Origin of the sequence: uncultured Corynebacterium sp., from assembly GCF_945649885.1 — a bacterium.
Taxonomy (GTDB): Bacteria; Actinomycetota; Actinomycetes; order Mycobacteriales; family Mycobacteriaceae; genus Corynebacterium.
Map to the genome: position 1 here is coordinate 13,482 of NZ_CALZFS010000002.1, position 22,791 is coordinate 36,272.

Annotated in this window: 20 protein-coding genes; 6 read left to right on the forward strand and 14 right to left on the reverse strand. The window is 58.2% G+C overall.

The genetic code is table 11. The features are described from left to right. Positions 1–45: 45 nt before the first annotated feature. From Q0M74_RS00360 to hisD, 8 genes are read right to left on the reverse strand one after another with little or no spacing between them, the layout of a single operon-like run. Positions 46–837 (reverse strand): inositol monophosphatase family protein, encoded by a 792-nt coding sequence (locus tag Q0M74_RS00360; protein WP_293950654.1) that lies wholly within the window; start codon positions 835–837, stop codon positions 46–48. Positions 838–842: 5 nt separating this feature from the next. Next, the gene (gene priA / locus Q0M74_RS00365; RefSeq protein WP_293950656.1) at positions 843–1,583 is read right to left on the reverse strand and encodes a bifunctional 1-(5-phosphoribosyl)-5-((5-phosphoribosylamino)methylideneamino)imidazole-4-carboxamide isomerase/phosphoribosylanthranilate isomerase PriA; all 741 of its coding nucleotides are present in this window, start codon (positions 1,581–1,583) and stop codon (positions 843–845) included. A gap of 18 nt (positions 1,584–1,601) precedes the next feature. Next, positions 1,602–2,237 (reverse strand): imidazole glycerol phosphate synthase subunit HisH, encoded by a 636-nt coding sequence (gene hisH, locus Q0M74_RS00370; RefSeq protein ID WP_293950658.1) that lies wholly within the window; start codon positions 2,235–2,237, stop codon positions 1,602–1,604. Between the two features lie 44 nt (positions 2,238–2,281). Further along, positions 2,282–3,646, reverse strand: a complete 1,365-nt coding sequence (locus Q0M74_RS00375; RefSeq protein ID WP_293950725.1) for an MFS transporter — start codon at positions 3,644–3,646, stop codon at positions 2,282–2,284. Between the two features lie 49 nt (positions 3,647–3,695). Further along, entirely contained in the window at positions 3,696–3,923 is a 228-nt protein-coding gene (locus tag Q0M74_RS00380) for a hypothetical protein (RefSeq protein ID WP_293950660.1), read from the reverse strand. Between the two features lie 3 nt (positions 3,924–3,926). After that, positions 3,927–4,535 (reverse strand): imidazoleglycerol-phosphate dehydratase HisB, encoded by a 609-nt coding sequence (gene hisB, locus Q0M74_RS00385; RefSeq protein WP_293950662.1) that lies wholly within the window; start codon positions 4,533–4,535, stop codon positions 3,927–3,929. Positions 4,536–4,569: 34 nt separating this feature from the next. After that, positions 4,570–5,688 (reverse strand): histidinol-phosphate transaminase, encoded by a 1,119-nt coding sequence (locus Q0M74_RS00390; RefSeq protein ID WP_293950664.1) that lies wholly within the window; start codon positions 5,686–5,688, stop codon positions 4,570–4,572. Positions 5,689–5,709: 21 nt separating this feature from the next. Next, positions 5,710–7,041, reverse strand: a complete 1,332-nt coding sequence (gene hisD, locus Q0M74_RS00395; RefSeq protein WP_293950666.1) for a histidinol dehydrogenase — start codon at positions 7,039–7,041, stop codon at positions 5,710–5,712. A 422-nt stretch (positions 7,042–7,463) separates the two neighbouring features. On the opposite strand from hisD, the gene Q0M74_RS00400 reads away from it, so the two are divergent. Then, positions 7,464–8,906: a YbjN domain-containing protein gene (locus Q0M74_RS00400; protein WP_293950668.1), complete on the forward strand. Its 1,443-nt coding sequence runs from the start codon at positions 7,464–7,466 to the stop codon at positions 8,904–8,906. Here Q0M74_RS00400 and Q0M74_RS00405 read toward each other — a convergent pair. Together Q0M74_RS00405 and Q0M74_RS00410 are read right to left on the reverse strand one after the other, a co-directional pair. Beyond that, on the reverse strand, positions 8,903–9,457 hold the full coding sequence (locus Q0M74_RS00405; RefSeq protein WP_293950670.1) for a hypothetical protein: 555 nt from the start codon (positions 9,455–9,457) through the stop codon (positions 8,903–8,905). The genes Q0M74_RS00400 and Q0M74_RS00405 overlap by 4 nt on opposite strands. Before the next feature lie 114 nt (positions 9,458–9,571). Beyond that, a complete protein-coding gene (locus Q0M74_RS00410) occupies positions 9,572–10,237 on the reverse strand; it encodes a hypothetical protein (protein WP_293950672.1) in 666 nt (221 codons plus the stop codon). A gap of 125 nt (positions 10,238–10,362) precedes the next feature. Here Q0M74_RS00410 and Q0M74_RS00415 point away from each other — a divergent pair, with 125 nt between their 5' ends. Beyond that, positions 10,363–10,926 (forward strand): TetR family transcriptional regulator, encoded by a 564-nt coding sequence (locus Q0M74_RS00415; protein WP_293950674.1) that lies wholly within the window; start codon positions 10,363–10,365, stop codon positions 10,924–10,926. A 6-nt stretch (positions 10,927–10,932) separates the two neighbouring features. Next, positions 10,933–13,473 (forward strand): glycogen debranching protein GlgX, encoded by a 2,541-nt coding sequence (gene glgX, locus Q0M74_RS00420; protein WP_293950676.1) that lies wholly within the window; start codon positions 10,933–10,935, stop codon positions 13,471–13,473. A 146-nt stretch (positions 13,474–13,619) separates the two neighbouring features. On the opposite strand, the gene Q0M74_RS00425 is transcribed toward glgX, so the two are convergent. The 4 genes from Q0M74_RS00425 to Q0M74_RS00440 form a co-directional block, all read right to left on the reverse strand. Beyond that, complete coding sequence (locus Q0M74_RS00425; protein WP_293950678.1) at positions 13,620–14,453, reverse strand: ABC transporter ATP-binding protein; 834 nt, start codon at positions 14,451–14,453, stop codon at positions 13,620–13,622. After that, entirely contained in the window at positions 14,450–15,463 is a 1,014-nt protein-coding gene (locus Q0M74_RS00430) for an iron ABC transporter permease (RefSeq protein WP_293950727.1), read from the reverse strand. Before Q0M74_RS00430 ends, Q0M74_RS00425 begins: the two co-directional genes overlap by 4 nt. A 79-nt stretch (positions 15,464–15,542) precedes the next feature. Then, a complete protein-coding gene (locus tag Q0M74_RS00435; RefSeq protein WP_293950680.1) occupies positions 15,543–16,580 on the reverse strand; it encodes an ABC transporter substrate-binding protein in 1,038 nt (345 codons plus the stop codon). A gap of 276 nt (positions 16,581–16,856) precedes the next feature. Then, positions 16,857–17,309: a helix-turn-helix domain-containing protein gene (locus tag Q0M74_RS00440; protein ID WP_366087596.1), complete on the reverse strand. Its 453-nt coding sequence runs from the start codon at positions 17,307–17,309 to the stop codon at positions 16,857–16,859. A 381-nt stretch (positions 17,310–17,690) separates the two neighbouring features. Between Q0M74_RS00440 and Q0M74_RS00445 the strand changes: the two genes are divergently transcribed. The 3 genes from Q0M74_RS00445 (at position 17,691) to treY (ending at position 22,544) form a co-directional block, all read left to right on the forward strand. Beyond that, complete coding sequence (locus Q0M74_RS00445) at positions 17,691–19,148, forward strand: exonuclease domain-containing protein (protein ID WP_293950684.1); 1,458 nt, start codon at positions 17,691–17,693, stop codon at positions 19,146–19,148. Between the two features lie 38 nt (positions 19,149–19,186). Beyond that, entirely contained in the window at positions 19,187–19,996 is an 810-nt protein-coding gene (locus Q0M74_RS00450) for a hypothetical protein (RefSeq protein ID WP_293950686.1), read from the forward strand. A 106-nt stretch (positions 19,997–20,102) separates the two neighbouring features. Next, on the forward strand, positions 20,103–22,544 hold the full coding sequence (treY, locus tag Q0M74_RS00455) for a malto-oligosyltrehalose synthase (protein WP_293950688.1): 2,442 nt from the start codon (positions 20,103–20,105) through the stop codon (positions 22,542–22,544). Positions 22,545–22,791: the final 247 nt, after the last annotated feature.

Here is a 22,791-nt window from a genome sequence, read left to right on the forward strand (position 1 = left end):
TAACGTCTGTCGCAGTTTTATTCAGAAAAGCTGCTTGTCCATCACTTAAAGTCCGTGTTCCTCGCGAACCTTATTTATCGTACCCATCAGCACAGCATGGGCTTTTTCTGTTCCTGCGATAACACCCTTGCCTGGTTTCCATTCCCCACCTTCGGTATCGGTGACCACGCCACCTGCTGCGCGCACCAGTATGACACCTGCTGCGTTATCCCAGACATGTGGACTGAAAGAGACACAGGTTCCAAAGATGCCCTCGGCGGTGAAGGCCAGATCAACACCGATGGAACCGGTGATACGGGGTCGCAGGTAGGAATCCGCCAGTTCAGACAACAGATCACGGCGGAGTTCCCCGGGGAAGGCCGTGTTCTTGGGTGTTGCCATGGAACTGAAACCCACATGGGCCACCAGATGGGACTGCTCTTCCAGTGGTTTCATCGGGGTGCCGTTGACCATCAGCGGAGAGCCGTCATAGGCGGTCAGGCGTTTGCCCAGCATGGGCATGGAGGTCACACCCAGGATGGGTTGGTCGTCGACAAGCAGGGACACCAGGATCGATGACATGGGGTTGCTGGCGGCGAAGTTGGCGGTGCCATCAATGGGGTCAATGACCCAGCGGGTTCCGCTGTCGGTGCCGCCGCCCTCCTCCCCCACCACGGGGATGCCGGTTAGGTGGGTCAGCATCATCCGGATGTGGGATTCGATGGCGTAATCCACCTCGGTGGCAAAATCACCGGCGGTCTTCATCGTGGAGGGGGCGGCTCCGAAGCCTTCCATGAAGATGGTTTCGGCGTCATCAACCACGGCTTCCGCCATGGCCAGCATGTCACGGGCATCCATGTGGGCTAACCCAGCTTTGCGACGGCGTCGAGCGCCTCAGTCAGGGTGAACTTGTGCTCGTAGAGCGCCTTGCCGATGATGACGGAATCAATGCCCTCATCCTGGTACTTGGCCAGTTCCAGAACATCCTCAAGCGTGGAGATGCCACCGGAGGCAACAATCGGTGAATCCGTGGCTGCCGCAACCTCACGCAGCAGGTCAACATTCGGCCCGGTCAGGGTGCCGTCCTTGGACACATCGGTGACCACGAAACGGGTGCACCCCTGGGAATCCAGACGCTCCAGAACCTCCCAGAGGTCACCGCCATCAGAGACCCAGCCGTTGCCCTTGGTGCGCCACTGGCCTTCTTCCAGACGAACAGCGATGTCCACGGCCACCTTGTCGCCGTAGCGCTTGATCACATCGGCGATCCACTCCGGCTTCTCGAGTGCGGCGGTACCGATGTTGACGCGGGTGGCTCCGGTGGCAAGGGCGCGTTCCAGCGAGGCATCATCACGGATACCACCGGTCAGCTCTACCTTGATGTCGAGCTTCTTGGTGATCTCAGCCATCATCTCGTGGTTGGAGCCACGGTTGAATGCTGCATCAAGATCAACAAAGTGGAGCCATTCCGCTCCCTGTTCCTGCCACTTGAGGGCAGATTCCAAAGGGGTGCCGTAGGACTTTTCAGTGCCTGCCTCACCCTGGTCGAGTCGGACTGCTTGGCCGTTGACAACATCGACGGCGGGAAGAATCGTGAAGGTCATAGTCATTGATCCTAGCTATTAGATGTGCTTGATCCAGTTACTGAGCAGCTGTGCGCCGGCATCGCCGGACTTTTCAGGGTGGAACTGGGTGGCCCACAGGGCACCATTTTCCACGGCGGCCACGAAACGATCATTCTCATGCTTGGCCCAGGTCACCAGCGGCGGAGCGGTCAGATCATCGGTGATCAGGGTCCAGTCACGCACACCATAGGAGTGGACGAAGTAGAAACGCTCATCTTCGCTCATGCCTGCGAACATGTCGGAACCGGACTCCAGTTCCACAGTGTTCCAACCCATGTGCGGGAGGATATCCGCCTGCAGCTTTTCGACCTTCCCGGTCCACTCACCACATCCCATGGTCTTGATGCCGTGTTCAATACCTTCTTCAAACAGGATCTGCATACCCACACAGATGCCCATGACAGGACGTCCACCGGCCAGGCGGGTGCCGATGATGCGTTGTCCGAAGACCTCTCTGAGGCCTTTCATACAAGCGGCGTAAGCACCCACACCGGGCACCAGGAGGCCGTCGGCGTTGGTGCAGATATCAGGGTCATTGGTCACGATGACCTCCGCACCGACGCGTTCAAGTGCGCGCTGGGCGGAGCGGAGGTTTCCTGACCCGTAGTCGAGTAGAGCGACAGTTTTGGTCATGCGATCAGTGTAGGGCACCATCTTTTTCCGACCATCACCGCGACCTACTTTTCGTCCACGTCCTTCCAGCCGGGCTGCTCAGTGGGTCGGGTGATCAGCTCATCAACAGCGACCGGATTGTCCGCCACACGCTGTCGGCGCACCGACCTCACGGTCTGCACCGCCCGGCGTGCCACGGGGATCTGTCGCAGGCGTGCACGCGTGTTGTTGTACTCGGTCAAACGATGCTTGCCGACGATTCTGTCCGCCATCGTCAGCAGGATGCCCAGGAGGATGACCGCTGCACCGGCACCAAACGCACCGTTGTAGGCCAGGGTTGCTGCGACGATGCCCAGGAGGAAACTACCCAGACCGGTTCCGGCGTCATAGGAGATATTCCACACCGCAGAGGCTTCAGACACCCGGGAACGTGGCAGGCGGAAGAACATGGACAGCAGTGCCTCGTTCTGCACCATGCCGAAACCACCGCCGAACAACACAGCACCCACGGCCAGGAACCACACTGACCATTCCTGGTAGATGGTCACAGCAATGAGCAAAGTGCCGATGAAGGCCATGACCTGTGCCGGGATCATCGTGGCACCGGGGATCCCGGTACGGTCAGCAATGACACCTGCCAGGTAACGGAACACCATGGCGGAACCACCGGCGATGGACAAGATGAGTCCACCCAAGACTGCACCCAGAACCGGATCCAGTTGGATGACCGCTGCCGGAAGGAAGGAGGACACAGCACCAAAGGTCATGGACAGGGTGCTCACCGCCAGGGCTGGAATCAGCACCAGCTTCCAGGCGGCCACCCCACGAGCCTGCTTTTCCTCCGGGTAGTCATATTTGCCCGGCTGCTGCTTTGCCGCTGCCTTGATCGCCGGGATGCGCAGACACATCCCTGCTGCCACCAGTGCGATGACAGCACCAGTGATGTAGACAATGTCAAAACCCCATTGATTGCCGATCGCCAGACCCAGCGGCAAGAAAAGCATCTGGGACAAGCCGATGAACACCCCTAGCATGCCGGAGGCCTTACCCAGGAAACGCACCGGGACCAGTTCTGCCACCAGTGCGGACTCCGCCACGGTCAGAGCACCGAAACCGATGCCACGAAGAGCGGAGACCACCAGGACAGGAAGTGGTTCCATGCCAATGATGTACCCCACTGCTGGAACACCCAACATGAAGGCGGAAAACACCATCACCGGGTTATAACCAATTTTGCGTAATGCTGCTGGAGTGAAGATCTGGGTGAGCACCGTGGCTGCCATGAAGACACCCGTGGTGGCACCGGCCAGCGTGCTGCTGCCGCCACCGTTGAGTACCGCCAGGGGCACCACCGGGAGTAGAAGGGAGAAACTGCCGAATGCAGCTGCAACCGCCACGAGGACGGCCACGAAACCGGGGCTTTTCCACATGCTGGGTAACTGCTCGATCTCAGCGCGTGTCAAAGCCCTGTTTTCCAAATTAAGTCATCTCTCCGATCATCCACAGAATGCCACCGATTGCGGCGAGTGCACCGATCGCCCCGGCGACGATCATGCCCAGTTTGTTTTCAGCCTTATAAGCAGACCATGCGCCACCGATGAACAGTCCGGCGAGGATGAATAATCCATAGATCATCCACCGGTTGCCGGTATCGGGAGCCTGGGGCGCGGTCGCAAGGACGATATCAGAAATTTGCAATGGGCTCACCTTCTACAGCGCACCCTTGGTGGATGGGATTCCGGTCTGGCGGGGATCCATTTCCACAGCGGCGCGCAGAGCGCGGGCCACAGCTTTGTACTCAGCTTCGGTGATGTGGTGTGGGTCGCGACCATAGTGGCAGATCACGTGCAGGGTGATACGTGAATTCAGCGCGAGTGTTTCAAAGAAGTGCTCGTTGATCACGGTGGCATAGTGTCCACCGATGACCGCACTGATCATCTGGTCTGGTTCGCCGTTCATCACAAAGTATGGGCGTCCGGAGATATCCACCACGGATTCCACCAGGGCTTCATCCATGGGCAGCTGGCAGGAAGCGAAGCGACGGATGCCTTTCTTGTCCCCGACTGCGTCCAAGAGCGCCTGGCCCATGACGATCGCGGTGTCCTCCACGGTGTGGTGGGCATCGATTTCAATATCGCCCTTGGCGTGGACCTTGAGGTCAAAGCTGCCGTGTACGCCGAAGGCGGTGAGCATGTGGTCGAAGAAAGGCAGGCCGGTATCAACGTCCACCTTTCCGGTGCCATCGAGATTGATCTCGACGGAGATGTCGGATTCACTGGTCGTCCGGGTGGAACGGCCGATACGAGGTGTAGAGGTCATGAAGAAAACGTCCTTAAAAGTCTGTTGTGAGGCTCTAGAGGTTCAGGCTGGCGATTATTGCGGCAGCGTCGAGGAAAGCATCATTTTCCTCTGGCAGGCCGATAGTGACACGCAGGTGTCCGCGCACACCGACATCGCGGATGAGTACTCCCTGCTCGAGGAAGGCCTCCCATGCGGCATGCTGATCGGAGAAATCACCGAAGAAGATGAAGTTGGATTCACTCGGAACCTGCTTGAATCCGAGTTCTTCCAGTTTGGCTGCCACTCGATCCCGTTCAGCAGCAAGCGTGGCCACAGTTTCCAACGTATCCCCACGGTGACGCAGGGCCACGATGGCGGCGGCCTGACTCAGAGCCGAGAGGTGATACGGCAGGCGCACCAGCATCACAGCTTCGATGAATGCCGGAGCTGCCACGAAGTATCCCAGGCGCCCACCGGCAAAGTCGAAGGCCTTGGACATGGTGCGTGATACCACCAGCTTGGTGGGGTACTTGGTAATCAGTGTGGTGGCTGAAGGTGATGGGGAGAACTCTGCATAGGCCTCATCCACCACGACAATGCCCGGCGCGACGCTGATGATGCGCTCGATGTCATCAAGGCTGGTCACATCGCCGGTGGGGTTGTTCGGGGTGGTGACAAAGATGATGTCCGGATTGTGCTTGTCGATCTCCGCCAGTGCCAGGTCCATGTTGATGCGGAAGTCTGCCCCACGTTCGACGGCGATGAACTCGGTCTGGGTGCCCTTGGAGAGGATGGGGTGCATGGAGTAGCTGGGTTGGAAACCCAGTGCGGTGCGTCCCGGCCCGCCGAAGGCCTGCAGCAGCTGCTGGAGTACCTCATTGGAGCCGTTGGCTGCCCAGAGGTTGTCTCGGGTGACGGCCACACCGGTCTGGTGGGTGATGTAATCAGCCAGGGAATCGCGCAGTTCCACGGAATCGCGTTCCGGGTAGCGGTTGAGTTCTGTGGCGATGGTGCGCACGGTATCCACAAGGTCATCGATGAGGGCATCTGATGGTGGGTAGGGGTTCTCGTTGGTGTTTAAACGGACAGCAACGTTGAGCTGTGGTGCACCGTAGGCACTGTCGCCGCGGAGTTCCTCGCGCAGGGGAAGCTGGGAGAGTGTGACCTGTGATGCCAGAGTCTTGTCAGTCATGAAAGTAGTCGACCTTGAGCCTTAAGCGTTGTTATCGGTGGTGGGAAGAGTTTCAAAGCGTGCCCGGATGGCTTCACCGTGGGCTGGGAGATCCTCGGCATCGGCGAAGTTGATCACGACATCCGAGATCTCCTTGAGCGCAGCCTCATCGTATTCAATGAGGTTGACCGGGCGTAGGAAGGTGTGGGTGGACAACCCGGAGGAGAAACGTGCGGTGCCGGAGGTGGGCAGCACGTGGTTGGAGCCTGCTGAGTAGTCTCCCAGTGGTACCGGGGAGAAGTCTCCAACGAAGATGGCGCCGGCATTACGGATGCGTTCGGATACAGTACGGGCGTTGACGGTGTGCACCTCGAGGTGTTCCGCCGCATACTGATCTGCCACGGCGATGCCGATCTCCAGGTTGTCCACCAGGACGATGCCACTTTGCTTTCCACGCAGTGCTTCAGCCACGCGGTCGGAGTTGCGGGTGATGGCATAGCGGGATTCGATCTCCCGGTTGACATCGTGGGCCAGCTGTTCGGAATCGGTGATGAGCACAGAGGCAGCCATGACGTCATGTTCTGCCTGGCTGATCAGGTCATAGGCGACGTTGACGGCGTTGGCTGAATCATCAGCCAGGATGGCAATTTCTGTGGGGCCGGCTTCTGAGTCAATGCCCACAGCCCCCTGGACCAGGCGCTTGGCTGCGGTGACAAAGATGTTGCCTGGACCGGTGATCATGTCCACCGGTTCCAGATTCTTCTCATCATCGCCGTAGGCCAGCAGGGCAACGGCCTGACCGCCACCTACGGCCCAGACCTCATCCACTCCGAGGATGGAGCAGGCGGCCAGGATCGTCGGGTGTGGCCATCCGCCGTGATCGGCCTGTGGTGGGGAGGCCACCACGAGGGTGTTCACCCCGGCTTCCTGCGCTGGGACGACATTCATGACGACACTGGAGGGGTACACCGCATTGCCACCCGGAACATAGAGTCCAACGCGGTCGACAGGGAGGAAACGTTCAGTGACGGTGCCACCCGGGTACAGCTCCGTGGTGTGCTCCCTCGGCTTCTGGTCGGCGTGGACCTTGCGGACCCGCAGGATGGACTCCTCGATGGCTTCCCGGACCTTGGGCTCCAGAGAACCTTCGGCGGCCTTGAGCACGTCAGCAGGCACCCGCACCGAGGTGGGACGGATATGGTCAAATTTCTCGCCGTAGTCCAGCGCGGCGTCAGCGCCACGGTTTTTCACGTCATCGACCATCGGCTCCACAATGGGCAGGACAGATGCGACATCTGTGCCTCCCCGTGGCAGTGCGCGTCGGATGTCGCTCTTGGATGGTGTTTGACCACGGAGGTCCGTGACATTCAGCATGGCGAGAATTTCTCCCTAAAGTTTGGGGCTTCTGCAAAAGGCCGTTGGTGTTGGGCATTGCCGCGATGAGATCCCCTGACTGATGGAAACCACATCTGAGGTTATACAACGCGTGCTGCTTCACACCACACGGTTACCTATTGTATTCCCCACCCGGATTAAAACTGATTTGGGTACAGAACTGGGGGTTTCCTTTAGACTGATAAACCAGACTTAAATAATCCCTACGGACTTACCCCGATAGTGTCCCCTTGGGGGCATACCTACCGCTGCCGGTCACTCACCTTCTGGGTGGACCATCTCAGGATGACATTATCGTTCGTACCGACCAAACTTTCATCGGCAGGACAAGCTGATGAGCATAACCCCCCGCACCACAGGAAAGGATCGGGCTTCACACTTTGACTGATCGTGATTTCAGAATGCCAGACACACTGCTCCCCCAGCCCGTGGACCTTGCCCGGGTGGAGACTGCTGTGGACGCACTGGGCTACCAGTTCCTGGCTGCCGATGACCGGTTGATCATGCCGTGGCCCAATCACCGGATATCTGTCTATTTCGGGCAGGAATCAGGACTGCACCTGACCATGCTCGCCCGGATGCGGATGACCCTGGATCTATCCATGATCAACGAGGTCGCCCCTGTGCTCAATACGTGGAACACCGAGCGTATTGCCCCTGCGGCACTCTTGCACATCGCAGATATGGGCGAGGTGGAGATCCATTTCCGCTCTTCCCTAAGCGTTGATGAGGGTGTGTCCACCGACCAGCTCATGCAGTTCATCCAGCTGACCATCAACACAGTGGAAATGGCTGTGGACACTGTCCTGGAGATGTTCTCCGAGCTGGATATTGATGGTGCCGGTAGCGATGAACTGCGTACTGAACAGGATGAGTCGGACCTCACCGAAGAGATCCACGGCCTTTTCATCCCCCCGACAGTCCCCTACTCCAACTTCGAATATGGTCAGGAAAGAAGAAGAATGGATTCCCCCCACCACCCTTCCGCCAGCGACCCTGAAGATGATGGTGATATCTTCCGTAATTCTGAGGACACCGGGGAATATGACGACATCTGGGATGCCTCCGCTGATACCGGAGCCAATCTAGATGGGGACCATACTGAGGAGAACTCTGAGGGTGATCCCGCTACACTTCCTGAAGAGGCTGATGCAGAGAACCCACCTGTCAGGGAAACCCGTGATGAACCCTTCCTACCGATCTTCTCTGACTTCTCAGATGATGACCTCCGAGAGGCACCGGACAGTGATGATTCTGATGATGACCAGCTGAATCTCCTGGATCTTCTGGGCGGGGATTCCAGCATCGACATTCCTGCCATCGCCAGTGGTTCCGTCACCAATCCGGCACCGGGATCACTACCTGAACCTTTTGACTCAGATGATGACAGGAACGACACCCCCGAATATCCCCGTGAGGTCACTCTTGAGCGGGTGCGTGATCACCTGGCGGATATCGGTGTGGTGAAAACCAGTGGTGAGGATGATTTCCTCGTCGCATGGATCAATGAGGTCTTCCTCGGTTTCTTCATCGATAACGGCCCCACCTTCCTGGTGAAAGGCCACTGGGATCCGGATATGGACCCGGACCGTGACTTCATCAAATTATTCATGATGTGTAATCAGTGGAATGAACGTTCCCTGACCACGAAGGCGTTCTGTCACCGGGATCCCCAGGGTCTGCAGGTTCGTGTGGAGTTCGCCGTTCCGACTGCCGAAGGCCTGACCAGCAGTCAGCTCCGCCACAATATTGCGTTGTCCATCCACCATATTCTGCAGGCTGTGGACTCCCTCAGCATGGAAGCAACCGGCACATCAATTGTGGATTGGCCTGAGAAGAACTAATCCTCCACCGGTGTGACAAACGCAGCACACCAGTACATGAGGACCGCCAGAAACGGTGCGGCAAACAGTGCGCTTCCCGGGGTCATGGAGGGAACCACCTGGAAGGTCTCCCCCACCATGTCGGTGTACTCGGTGGGCCGTGCATGGATCAGCTGTGCTGAGATATCGCCGAAGACAATGAAGATCCCGGCCCCCAGCAGGGCCACCACTCCGATCCATAACAGCATGCCCAGACCCCGTGCTGATTCCGCCCGGAGGAACACGATCAGCGCCAGTACTGCACCGATGGCACCGGTGATGATGGTAAACCAGATGAATGCCGTGAATTCCACATTCGGTGCCGCTGCCACTGATGCTGTTTCCGCATCTTCGACATAGGCGGTGTAGGTCGGTCGCAGCAGTCCCCACACCGCACCTGCCACAGCGAAGACCGTCAGGGTGAGCGCGAAGACACCAGCGTAGACTCCGGTGCTCCTGCGTGTCCGCCGCACAGTTCGTTGCGTTGCTGGCTGGGCTGTGTCGTCGATATAGCCCTGGTAGGGGTTGCTCATGGCTTGCAAGGATACCGCCCCTGCCGTCCCCTGGCACAAAGGCGCTTATCGACGCCCACCTCCCCCACCGATAAGACAACCCGCCAGGGTGTTCCATCCCTTACTTCAGGTGTGCTAGTCGCAGAACTTCCAGCGGCCTTCTTCACGCAGGAAACGCTGGGTGGCGGAGTCAGTCTGACCGTTGCCACTTGCCACAACCCATGCTGATGCGGTGTCACCCTCAACCATGATGTCGGTGATGGAGTCCACGGTTCCGGCTGATGCGCCCGGAATCTGGTTCAGTGGGACATCTGGAATGGAGCTGAAGTCCATTGCCTGCTGTCCGCCTGCTGCTTCAATGACACGGTTACAGGTGTTCTTGGGTACATATTCCAGCATGGCGCGCACGGTGGTCGGCGCCAGGGCTCCACGGACCAGTGATTCAATCGCTGCTGCATCCTCAGGGCTGGCGGTCTGGCCAGCTTGAACCGGGTCAAGTTCCTGGTAGGTGATCGGAGCCTCAGGAATCGCAGCCGGCGCAGGTGCTGGTTCCTCAACCGGAGCCTCAGTTGTCGGCACTGGAGCAGCCTCTTCGGTTGTTTCAGTTTCCTCCGTCACCTCTTCAGTGGTGGTCTCCTCCCTCACCTCTTCAGTCGTGGTGGCGGAAGTAGCAGAGGATTGAGTGGTGGTCGTCGATGCGGTGTTGTCTCCGCCATCATCACTGCCACAGGCTGCCAGAACTAATGGGGCCACCATGACGGCGGCGATGGCAACCTTCTTCGCGGAAGTACGAATGGACAAGTCTGTTCTCCTGTAAGTCATCAATGGCGTCGCTGTCTCCACACGGAGACAGGAATTCACCTAGTTACCCTAGCAACTATCCCTGTTCCCACACTGGGTGTGGGGCTGTCATTATGCTGGCAATTGTGCAATTAAACCGCGAAACAATCATTGATACCGCCTTATCCATCCTCAACTCCTTCGGGTTGGCAGATATGACGATGCGGCGTGTGGCAAAACAACTTGATGTGGCGCCGGGTGCGCTCTACTGGCATTTCAAGAATAAACAGGAACTAATCGGCGCTACGGCCAGAAGAATTCTGGAACCACTCCTGGTTGATGGGGGTGATGAGTCGGGCGTCGATAAGCTTTCTGCCCCATCCACCTGCGCACAGTTACGTGCCCTGATGATCAGCCACAGGGATGGTTCAGAGATCGTCAGCGCCGCACTCATTGACACCACGCTGCGGGCGGAACTGGAGATGATCATCACGAATTCCCTGCGCACCCCCGATACGGTGGGTGCTTTCACCCTGCTGCACTTTGTCATTGGAGCAGTTCTTGCGGAACAGACCCAGCGGCAGCTCCATGAGCTCACCGGGGAGGACACCGAGGAACGCGCATCGGATTACCCTGAGTTTGAAGAACGCTTTTCCACAGGGGTGGACATCATCATTACCGGTCTGGATGCGGTTGGCAGGATAAGATGACATTCCATGACATCAAGCAGTGAACACAGGTACACCGTATGGCCCGGCGATGCCTACCCACTTGGATCCACGTATGACGGTGCAGGAACCAACTTCGCGCTGTTTTCGGATGTTGCTGAGAGCGTTGAACTCTGCCTCATCGACGAAAACAACGACGAGACCCGGATCAGACTTGATGAAAAAGACAACAACGTCTGGCATTGTTACCTCCCCGGCGTGCAACCCGGACAGCGTTATGGCTACCGCGTGCACGGCCCCTGGGATCCTGACAATGGTAAGCGCTGTGACCCCAATAAATTCCTCGTCGACCCCTACGGCCGCGCCTTCGACGGGGAATATGACGGCCATGCCTCGCTCTTCAGCTACGACATCACCAATCCCGATGATCCGCATGGACGCAACACCGAGGACAGTCTCCCGCACTCCATGAAGTCCGTGGTGGTCAACCCGTTCTTCGATTGGGGCAATGACCGCGCACCCCGCACCCCTTATCATGAGACTGTCATCTACGAAGCCCACGTCAAGGGCATGACGATGACCCACCCGGACATCCCGGAGGAACTACGCGGCACCTACGCCGGCCTGGCCCACCCGAAGATCATCGAATACCTGCAGGATCTGGGTATCACCGCCATCGAACTGATGCCGGTGCACCAGTTCATGCAGGATGACCGCCTGCGTGATCTTGATATGAGCAACTATTGGGGATATAACTCCTTCGGTTTCTTCGCCCCGCACCATGAGTACTCCTCCGCCACCACCCCAGGTGGTGCGGTTGCGGAATTCAAGGCCATGGTGCGTTCCTTCCATGAAGCAGACATCGAAGTGATCCTGGATGTGGTGTACAACCACACCGCCGAGGGCAACCACATGGGCCCCACCATCACCTTCCGCGGCATCGACAACGAGGCGTACTACCGTCTGGTTGATGACGACAAGCGCCACTACATGGACTACACCGGCACCGGAAACTCTCTCAACGTCCGGGATCCACATTCACTCCAGCTGATCATGGATTCTCTGCGTTATTGGATCACCGAGATGCACGTGGATGGTTTCCGCTTCGACCTGGCCTCCACCCTGGCCCGTGAGCTCCATGATGTGGACCGTCTGGCCACCTTCTTCGACCTGGTCCAGCAGGACCCGGTTGTCTCCCAGACCAAGCTCATCGCTGAGCCCTGGGATATCGGTGAGGGCGGCTACCAGGTGGGCAACTTCCCACCGCTGTGGACAGAGTGGAACGGTAAGTACCGCGACACAGTCCGTGATTTCTGGCGTGGGGAGCCCGCTACCCTGGGTGAGTTCGCCTCCCGCCTGACCGGTTCCTCTGACCTGTATGCCCACAATGGCCGTCGTCCGACCGCATCCATCAACTTTGTCACCGCCCATGATGGTTTCACCCTCAATGACCTGGTCAGCTACAACGAGAAGCACAACTCAGCCAACGGTGAGGACAACCGTGATGGCGAATCCCACAACCGTTCCTGGAACTGTGGTGTGGAGGGCCCCAGCGCTGATCCGGAGATCCTGCAGCTGCGCGCCCAGCAGCGCCGCAACTTCCTGACCACTCTCCTATTGTCCCAGGGCACCCCGATGGTGTCCCATGGCGATGAGATGGCACGCACCCAGAACGGCAACAACAATGTCTACTGCCAGGACAATGAACTGGCATGGATCAACTGGGAACAGGCCACCGAACACGCCGACTTGTTGAGCTTCACCCGGCGTCTGCTGCGGATCCGTTCCAACCACCCGGTGTTCCGCCGTCGTCGTTTCCTGGCCGGTGGTCCCCTGGGTACCGATGTTCGTGATCGTGACATCGCCTGGCTTGTCCCCGATGGACAGTTGATGACCCAGGATGACTGGGATTTCGCCTTCGGAAAATCGCTCATGGTCTTCTTCAATGGTGATGCCATCGTGGAACCCGATGACCGCGGCCAGAAGGTCCGTGATGATTCCTTCATCCTCATGTTCAACGCCCACTATGAGGAGATTGAGTTCACCCTCCCCCCGGAGCACTTCGGTATGAAGTGGAAACTGCTGGTGGACACCACCGAGGCGATCGGTTATCCACTTGAGGAACTGACCATTGAGGCTGAGGGCACTCTGACTGTTCCGGCGCGCTCCACCATGTTGTTGCGTCAGGTGGAGGCACCTGACTACACCAAGCTTGATGAGCGGATCGCTCGGGAGAAGCAGGAAGTGGAGGAGGCGCTGGCCCGCGAGGCCGCGGAATCTGATGCTGCCCTGCGTGCTGAATCGCAGGCTGCGGAGGAAGAGGAAGTTTCCCACCACTCCCGCACACTTGCTGAGACTGACGGCGCTGAAGATGCAGAAGAAGCAGAGGACACAGACGGCGTTTGGGATGCTGATGTGGAAGAACCTGCCGAGGAGCCTACAGACAGCGATGATGTCGTGCATGTCTCCGATACCGGTGATACGGCAGAAGCGGACGCTGCGGAGGCTGCTGCAACGGAGGATCTGAAGCGTCGGCGTGAGGTTGCTGCCCAGGATGATGACTATGACTCAGCTACGGATGAGTACTAGTTTCTGATCAGGACTAAGTAAAAGGTGTCCAGGTTGATACGTGCAGTTCACAGTATCAACCTGGACACCCTTCTACTTTCTCCAGTCACAGGATGTTGTGAGTACATGAGTGTTTATTGACGGGGACACCGGCCTGGGGCGGCTGTTTAGCTGTGAAGGCGGCGTCTAGGTATGACGGCGGGACGCCCTTCATGTGTCTGAACTGTGACCTGCGCGCCGTAGACCTCTTTGATCCGTTCCACGGTCAAGACCTCTGCGGCGGTACCTTCGGCAATCAACCGGCCATCGGCCATCATGAGCACTGCATCGCCGTATTGTGCAGTCAGCGTCAGGTCATGCATGGCGGCAATCACGGTGAACTCGCGACGGGAACGAACGGTGTCGATAAGCTCCAGCGTCTCCTGCGCGTGCCCGATATCCAGCGCCGAGGTCGGCTCATCCAACAACAGGACTTCGGGTTCCTGTGCCAGGGCTCGCGCCAGGCTGACACGTTGACGTTCGCCACCAGATAAGGCTCCCACCTGACGTGTGGAATAGGCGGTCAGGTTGAGCTCAGCCAGACACCGCTCCACCACTTCCGCGTCATGTCTTCCCGGTACCCGGTTGTGAGGATGACGGCCCAACAGCACATAATCGCGGACATTCAGCCCATCGGGAATCACCGGATGTTGAGGCATCAAGGCTACGGTGCGTGCCAACTGGCGGCGACGGCGCGCTGCGGACAGACTCAGGACAGACAGGGGTGATGACCGGGTGATGTCGATCCCGGCCAGGGTGATGGCTCCTGCCTCAACAGGAAGGACCTGGGCCAGGGCATGCAGCAGGGAGGTTTTTCCGGAACCATTCGGACCGATGATGTTGAGCCATGATCCCCGTTTCACATGGGTGGTGATACCGGAGACCGCGGTGTGGCCCACACCCGGATAACGCACCACCACGTCCTGACAGTCCACAGCCATGTCTTCCTGATGTTCTTTCATGCGCTACGCGCCTCCTTCGGTGTCCTGCTCGAGCGGCGGAGGATGAAGAGGAAGAAGGGTGCGCCGACTGCTGCTGTAACCACACCGACTGGAAGTTCCTGCGGGGCCAGCAGGGTTCGTCCGATGGTGTCTGCGACAACCAGGAAGATGGCGCCCCACACCAGTGTCAACGGCAGCAGCATCCGGTGGCCGGGTCCACAGATGAGGCGGATGGCGTGGGGAACGATGATGCCGACGAAACCGATCAGGCCGGAGATGGCCACCACTGATGCGGTGCCTAAAGTGGCAACAGCAACCAGGGTCAGACGCACCACGTTAGGATCAATACCCAGGGTGCGTGCCTCAACATCACCGACGGTCATGACATCAAGTACCCGTGCTGAGGCCAAGATGACCACGGCGCAGAATGTTGCTGGGATGGCGACGCTGAGAACCGATTCCCACCGGCTGACGTTCAGGCTGCCCAGCATCCAGACATACACCCGTGAAATGGTGTCGATGTTGCGCTGTTGGATATAGGTCTGGAGGGCACTGGCAAATGCTGCCACCGCCACTCCCGCGAGGATCACCACCGTGGCCGATGATGATCCCTGTCCTACTCCCCGACTCACCATGACGGTGGCTGCCACCGCCGTGATGCCACCGATGAAGGCCGCTCCGATGATGCCCGCTCCCCCGGCACCCAGGCCGAGTACTGTGCCACTGACGATGACGAGAGTGACTCCAAGACCAGCACCTGCTGACACACCCAGGAGGTACGGATCCGCCAGGGGGTTTCGGAACACCGCCTGATAGGCAGCGCCCGACAGTGCCAGTGTGGCCCCGACGATGATGGCGGTGACGATCCTGGGCAGACGGATATTGAAGAAGACAGCCCAGTCACGATCACTGAGGCTCTCGCTGCCCAGCGCATGGGCGATGACCTCGGAAGGGTTGAGGTCAATGACCCCGGAGAATCCGGCGATCACCACAGCCACACACAGCACCACCAGGGATGCTGCGGTAGCGATGAAAGGATTGGAAAATGCGTTCCTGATCTTGATCACGACTGTTGACTGCGCCCTGCTTTCCTCTGTGCTACCTGGACGTTTAGTTCGCTGCTACCGGCTCAGCACTGTTATCCATGTTGGGGATGATGAGCTGGTTAATATCCTCGGCGATCTGCTCAACAAGCTCAGGAACCCTCGGTCCCCAGCGGGAGGCGAGGTCATCATCGATGTTGATCACCTGGTCATGGGCAACGGCATCAATGGTTTCCCAACCTGGTCGGGAGGCAACGGTGCCCGCATCCATGCCTTCTGCCTTACCGTTAGCCAGGAAAATGAGATCCGGATTGGCCGCGACGATGGCTTCGCTGGTCAGCTGTGGGTACTCATCACCACCTGTGGCGATGGACTCCAGACCGAACTCTGCGTAAATCTGACCCAGGTAGGTTGCATCAGCAATGGAGTGGTAGCTGCTGCTGACCTCGTGATAGTAGGTCAGTTCCTTGTCTTTGAAGTCCTGTGGGACCGATGCCAGCGCTTCGGTGATATCCACCTGCATCTGCTCCACCAGTTCTGTGGCCTCCGCGGCGTTACCGGTGGCTTCACCCAGTGTTTCAATCTGCTCATAGGTGTGATCGATGTCATCAGATGCCGGAACCACCAGAACCGGAACTCCGGCGGCATTGAGTCCTTCCACAAGTCCCTCGGCCCTGGTCATGATGACCACGAGGTCTGGGTCATAATCCAGGACTGCCTCAACGTTGGGAGTGTAGCCGGACAGGCCTTCCTGCAGGGGAGCTTCTTCCGGGTAATTGGAGTATTCATCCACTGCCACCACATTCTCGCCTGCCCCCACGGCGAAGAGAATCTCAGTGGTGGTGGGAGACAGACTGACAATCCGCTGCGGTTCATCGTCAATGGTCACAGACTCATCCGCTTCGAAGGAAACGGTGACCGGAAAGCCTTCTGCCACAACAGCGGCATCGCCACCTGAGGTGGCAGGGTCAGTTCCTGCTTCTTCATCACCTACACCACCGGTTGAACAGGCCACCAGGGTAGTTCCCACCAGCAGTACCGAGGCCACCAGCGCCGACAGGGGGCGAGGGCGTCGAGAAGTTTCAGAAATTGAGCGTGAAAGCATGGCGGGTCGGAGTCCTTTGATTCTTTTTGAAGCCTTTGACGTACATCAACGTGCTAAAAACACTACAAACTTTCCCCAGAGGTCTCCCACCGGATGCCGTGCACAACAAACAGGCGCCACAGTCGGTGGGGAGAGTTCCTCTCCACTTTAAACCCTCCTCCCCCGATGAAGGTCCGCCACATCCACCAATCGTTCCGATAGTCCGGAAATAACATCCGAAGTTCCACTACAAACAGTGCCCTCCGAAAGGCTTTTCAGGACACTGCAGGTCTGGACTCAGGAAGCCTTGGGGGTCTGCTCCCTGAAAGCCATCACCTTGTGCATGTGGGAGATGGTCCATTCGTACACGCCTTTAACAGGCTCAATGACCGATTCGCCGAGTTCGGTGAGTTCATAGTCTACCCGGGGCGGGACCGTGTGGTGCGAGGTTCGGGTGACCAGGCCATCTTCCACCAGGACGCCGAGACGCTGGTTGAGCATTTTCGGGGAAATTCCCTGGACACGGTCCCGGATTTCACCGTTACGGAGGGGACCATCCTCGATGCTGAGCAGGATGAGCATGGCCCACTTGTCGCCGATGGTGTCAAAGAGGTCACGGCTCAGGCAGTTTCTACTGAAGGGATCCCAGGAGAATCCGGCAGGGGCCCCGTGGTTGTCGGCCTCATGAGCTTGTTCTGTGGACGTGTTGTGGTCCACATGTGGGACCACAAGCTGCACAGGTTTAATCATGGTGTCACCCGTGACACTGTCCGCAGCACCGTTGGTCTGCTCCACAGGGGCATTGAGTAGCCGTATCGTCCGACTCTTCATCCTTGTTCACAAATCCTTCATGTCTACCGCTGAGTAACTAAGAGGGGAAACTCATTTTCAGCTAGAAACTTTTGGTTCCAAATGGTCCGTGATGTTTTCACGTTCTATGAATTCGGTCGCTTAAACCTAATGAACTGTTACAGATTCCCTATTAGGAACTCAGTGCCAGAAAGCTGTACACACCCTGAGCACCTCACATCGTTCCTGCATGTTTGACCTCACCCCTGCGGGTACTGGTGGGTGTGTCCACCCCACCTAGTAGGGTGGTGTCCATTGATTCACATCGAAAGGACACCACCTGTGATCGCGGCACACGGCGCAACCATCACTCTGGATGGCTCCACCCTCATCATCAAGCACTCTCCACTGTTGACTGCACTGTCCCCTTCGGGCAGGCAGGATGACACCATTGACCTCACCACCGTTAGCGGTGTGCAGGTTGTGTCTCCCACTGCGCTGTCCTGCGGCTCCATTGAGCTGACCCAGGAAGCATCCCACACAGTGGTCACCTTCTCCCCCAATCAGAATGCTCAGACAGCAGCACTGGCTGCTGATATCAACAGCATTCTGGAAGGCAAGGCCCCTTCCCAGACAGCAGCACTGGCCAACGCGCCAGAGCAGTCTGATTCTGCAGCACCCCTGCCCGGATTCGACTTTGTCGGATTTGATGTGGAAACCGCCAATGATGACTGGGGTTCCATCTGCCAGATCGGCCTGGTCCGTTATAAGGACGGACAGGAAGTGGATTCAGCCTCCTGGCTGTGTACCCCACCGGAACCACTCAACTTCTTCCGCCCAGGCAACATCGGGATTCACGGAATCACTCCAGAGCAGGTTGCAGATCAGCCCAGCTTTGCGCAGCTCCTGCCCAAAATGGTTGAGTTTGTCGGTGATCTCCCACTTGTGGCACATAATGCCCAATTTGATTTCACCGCCATCTCACGGGCCTGCGATGCTGCAGGTATTCCGGCACCGGATTTCAACTTCGGTTGTTCTCTAGCGCTGTCCCGGTTCTCCTCCATCAAGTTTGAGAACCATAAACTGCCCACAGTTGCCCGGGCTCTCGGTGTGGAACTGACCAAACACCACGATGCCGCCGAAGATGCACGTGCCTGTGCCGGCATCGCCATTGAACTTGCCCGCCGTGGGAACTTCCAGGGTGGGTTCATCGACTTCGTGCACAGTCAGGGTTTCACAGTGGGGAGCCTCAATGCGGAGAAGGTCTACCCTGTTCTGCGTGATCGTTCCGGAGCAAACGTGGTTGTTCAGCGACGCAGGTTGGGGCTGACAGGAACTCCCACCGCTGCAGCAAGCGGCTCTACAACGGTCAGCTCTGCGGATGTGGCTGTGGGGGCACCGGAATTGCCGGAAAGTACCCCACCCCAGCCTGAGGCCAGTGCCCCGAAGAAGTCACGGGGCCGTGCCCCATGGGACAAGGTAGCCACCCCGGAGGTTATTCCAGACCCCAATCCTGATGCAGACCCCGCCGGCCTGCTCTTTGCACAGAATGTCACGCTGACCGGTGATTTCGAACCCTACGAAAAGGGTGCCCTGTGGCAGCGTATCGCTGACCAGGGTGCCCAGGTGGGCAAAAATGTGACCAAGAAGACCACCATTTTGGTCGCTGGTCCGTGGGCCAGCATCACCAGTAAGCAACGACGTGCTGAGGAACTCAAAGACAAGGGCCAAGACATCCAGATCTGGGATGATAAGCAGCTCTTTGCCGCCCTCGGGCTCGACGATCAACCCCCGTTCTAGAAAGTATTTCAGCAGCTCGGGAACCAAACATGACCCCCGTGCAGTCCAACCATTCTAAGACCACACTTTTAGAGGGATGGACTGCCATCCAAGGGGGACTCCACACCATGTTTGCCACCGCCGTAACAGACTCTCATCCACTGCCACCGGTTTCAGCACCGTGCCCGCAACCGCCAGGTGAACCAGACACCACATTCCTCCTCGAGGCCGCATCATTGCAGCCACGGTTGCATAATCATGACTGGACGGCGAAGGTGCGGCTCAGTGATGACGGATTCTGTGACAGCACAGCCCACATCAACCTCTCCTACACCCTCACCATGGGACTGACTTCCGGCGGAAGAACGCTGAGCCATCGTGCGGTGGCGGAACTTGGGCTCAGTACACGGCAGGCCTGGGACCTGGCAGCCGACAACCTTGTGGTGGCCGCCCGCTCTCCGCAGGGCACCCGGTTCTATCTCCGGGATGCCCACCAGATAACGCAGATACGCAACGCGGACAGATCAGCAGTTCAGGTGAAGGTGCCCGGCGCACCCATCACCGCCTGGTTGGCGCATCCCCGCACCTTCACCATTCTCAACAACCACCTTGAAGAACTTCTGGGGCCAAATCTCATCTATCTGGCTCCCCTAAGTGATCTTCTCCTTGTGCTCCCTGCCTCCAGCAAGAAACGAACCCAGCTGGAAGCATGGGCCACCACTGCCTTCGCAGGCGAGACACCCTGGGAGCTCAGCGGGAAGGGATGCGTCGGTGGGGAACAGATACTTTCCTCCCCGTTGATCTACCGTCTGGGTTTCCCCTCCATGGTGAGCAGCCCGCCACCAGCAGGTCAAAAGCAGGCAGCCTGAAGCATCCAGCATCCGGGCCTTGTGTTGTACTCCTGACGCAGGGTGGAACTTGTCACTAGGATCAGGTGGCGAACACTTGTCAGCATTGCGAACCCAGGAGGATCTCATGGCACGTCCGATCACCGCTACTTACAGACTTCAATTACGGGGACCCCAGGCGGATGAATCAGGACGCTCCTTCGGTTTCGCAGAGGCCAAAGCACTGCTCCCCTATCTGAAAAAGCTGGGGGTCAGTCATCTCTACCTCTCACCGATCTTGACATCCATGCCTGATTCCAATCATGGCTATGACGTCATTGATCCCACCACAATCAACGATGAGCTCGGCGGTATCGATGGCTTCCGGGAACTGGCAGAAGCCACCCATGGATACGGCATGGGTATCATCGTCGATATCGTCCCCAACCATTTGGGCATCGCCGAACCCCACCTCAACAAATGGTGGTGGGATGTGTTGAAACATGGACAGGGCTCCGAATTTGAGTACTACTTTGATATCGACTGGCATGAGGACAACGGTTCAGACGGCAAGCTGGGTATCCCCATCCTGGGAGCCAAGGGTGATGCCGAGAAGCTTGAATTAGATGAGATCAACGATGAAAAGGTACTACGTTATTACGAGCATGTCTTCCCCATCACTCCGGGCACTGGAGAAGGCACAGCACAGGAAGTCTATGAACGTCAGCACTACCGCCTGAACTACTGGCGTGACGGCGTGATCAACTACCGACGCTTCTTCTCCGTCAACTCCCTCGCCGGTGTACGCCAAGAAGACGCGATGGTCTTTGAACACACCCACCGCATCCTGCGCGAACTGGTTGCCGAAGACCTCATCGATGGTGTCCGCGTAGATCACCCTGACGGACTCTCCGACCCCTTCGGCTACCTCCACCGGCTCCGCGAAGTCATCGGACAGGACCGCTGGTTGATCGTGGAGAAAATCCTCGGCGTGGAGGAACCACTGGATCCCCGCCTGTCCGTTGACGGCACCACCGGCTACGACGCCCTCCGAGAGCTCGACGGAGTCTTCATCTCCCGTGAAGCAGAAGACCACTTCTCCATGCTGGCCCTCCAACGCACCGGATCCACCTGGGATGATGTCGCACTGCAATCCACCGAAGCCACCCTCAAGCGAGAAATCGCCCAAACCGAACTCCACGCAGAAATCCGACGCCTGGCACGCGCCATGCGTCGTGACAACTTCTCCACCGCAGGCACCCATGTCCCCGAAGAAAAGCTGCATGAGACCATCGAAGAACTCATCGCCGCGATGCCCGTCTACCGCGCCGACTACATCTCCCTGTCCCGCACCACCGCGACCATCATCGCGGACATGTCCAAGCGCTTCCCCTCCCGTCGCAACGCCCTCGACCTGATCGCAGCAGCACTCCTGGGCAACGGCGAAGCCAAGATCCGCTTCGCCCAGGTCTGCGGTGCCGTCATGGCCAAGGGCGTGGAAGACACCACCTTCTACCGCGCCGCCCGCCTGGTCGCACTGCAGGAAGTCGGTGGCGCGCCGGGCCGTTTCGGTGTTTCTGCAGCAGAATTCCATCTCCTGCAGGAGGAGCGCAGCATGCTGTGGCCACGTGCCATGACTACACTGTCCACCCATGACACCAAGCGTGGTGAGGATGTCCGTGCCCGCATCATTGAATTGACTGAGGATCCGGCAGCTTTCTCTGAGCTGGTCAACCGTGTCAGCGCGATCCTTCCGGCACCGGATGGGGCTACAGGTTTCTTCCTCTTCCAGAATCTGCTGGGCATCTGGCCTGCGGATGGTGTGATCACCGACCAGTTGCGTACCCGCTTCCATGATTATGCCCAGAAGGCTGTGCGTGAAGCTTCCGTCAAAACAACGTGGGTGGATCCGAATGAGAGTTTTGAAACAGCCCTCGCTGACTGGATCGATGCGCTTCTCGACGGCCCCGCCACCACCATGATCACCGAATTTGTCACCAGGCTGAACCGGGGTGCGCTCCAGATCTCCCTGGGTAGGAAGATGCTGCAGCTGGTTGGTGCGGGAATCCCTGACACCTACCAGGGGGCGGAGTTCTTCGAGGACTCCCTCGTCGACCCGGATAACCGTCGATTCGTAGATTACACGGCACGTTCCCAGGCTCTTGAACAGCTGGAGACCTGGGACTGGTCCGAGGTCTCCTCCCCTGGTTATGAACATCTGGAGGAATACTCCAACCTGGCGAAGATGGCTGTGGTCAAACATGCTCTGGCTGTCCGTACCGAATACCCGGGAAGTTTTGTCGGCGGTGACCACCAGGCGGTGTTTGCTGAGGGGCGGGCAGAGTCCCATATCGTGGGTACCGCGCGTGGTATGGATCGTCAGCACCTCAATATCATCGGCCTGGCCATCCGCAGGCCTCTGATTCTCGCGGAGGAGGGAGGTTGGTTCGACACCACCGTCACGCTTCCAGCAGGAAGGTGGCAGGATCGTCTCACCAGCAGGACGTTCACCGGATCGGTGGCTGCTGCTGATATTTTTGCTGATCTACCAACTGCACTCCTGGTTCTCCAGCCGGAAACCGAAGTTTAGGAAAGGTATAAACCGGGTATAAGCATGGCGTAGCACAGCCCTGCTGCCCGGCTTCAGTCCCCCCGGGTGGCGGGTCTGTCAACCGAACTCAACGGTGCTGTTGCAAACTTGGGGAGGGAGCCAAGAAGGCTCCATTTTATTGTGCGATCAGCGCTATGAGCCTGCGTTGTCAGACCGTCTCGAACACCTGGCTAATGATCACCGCATCCGGATTCGGATGCCCCGTAGGGGGGAAATGAAACTCGGG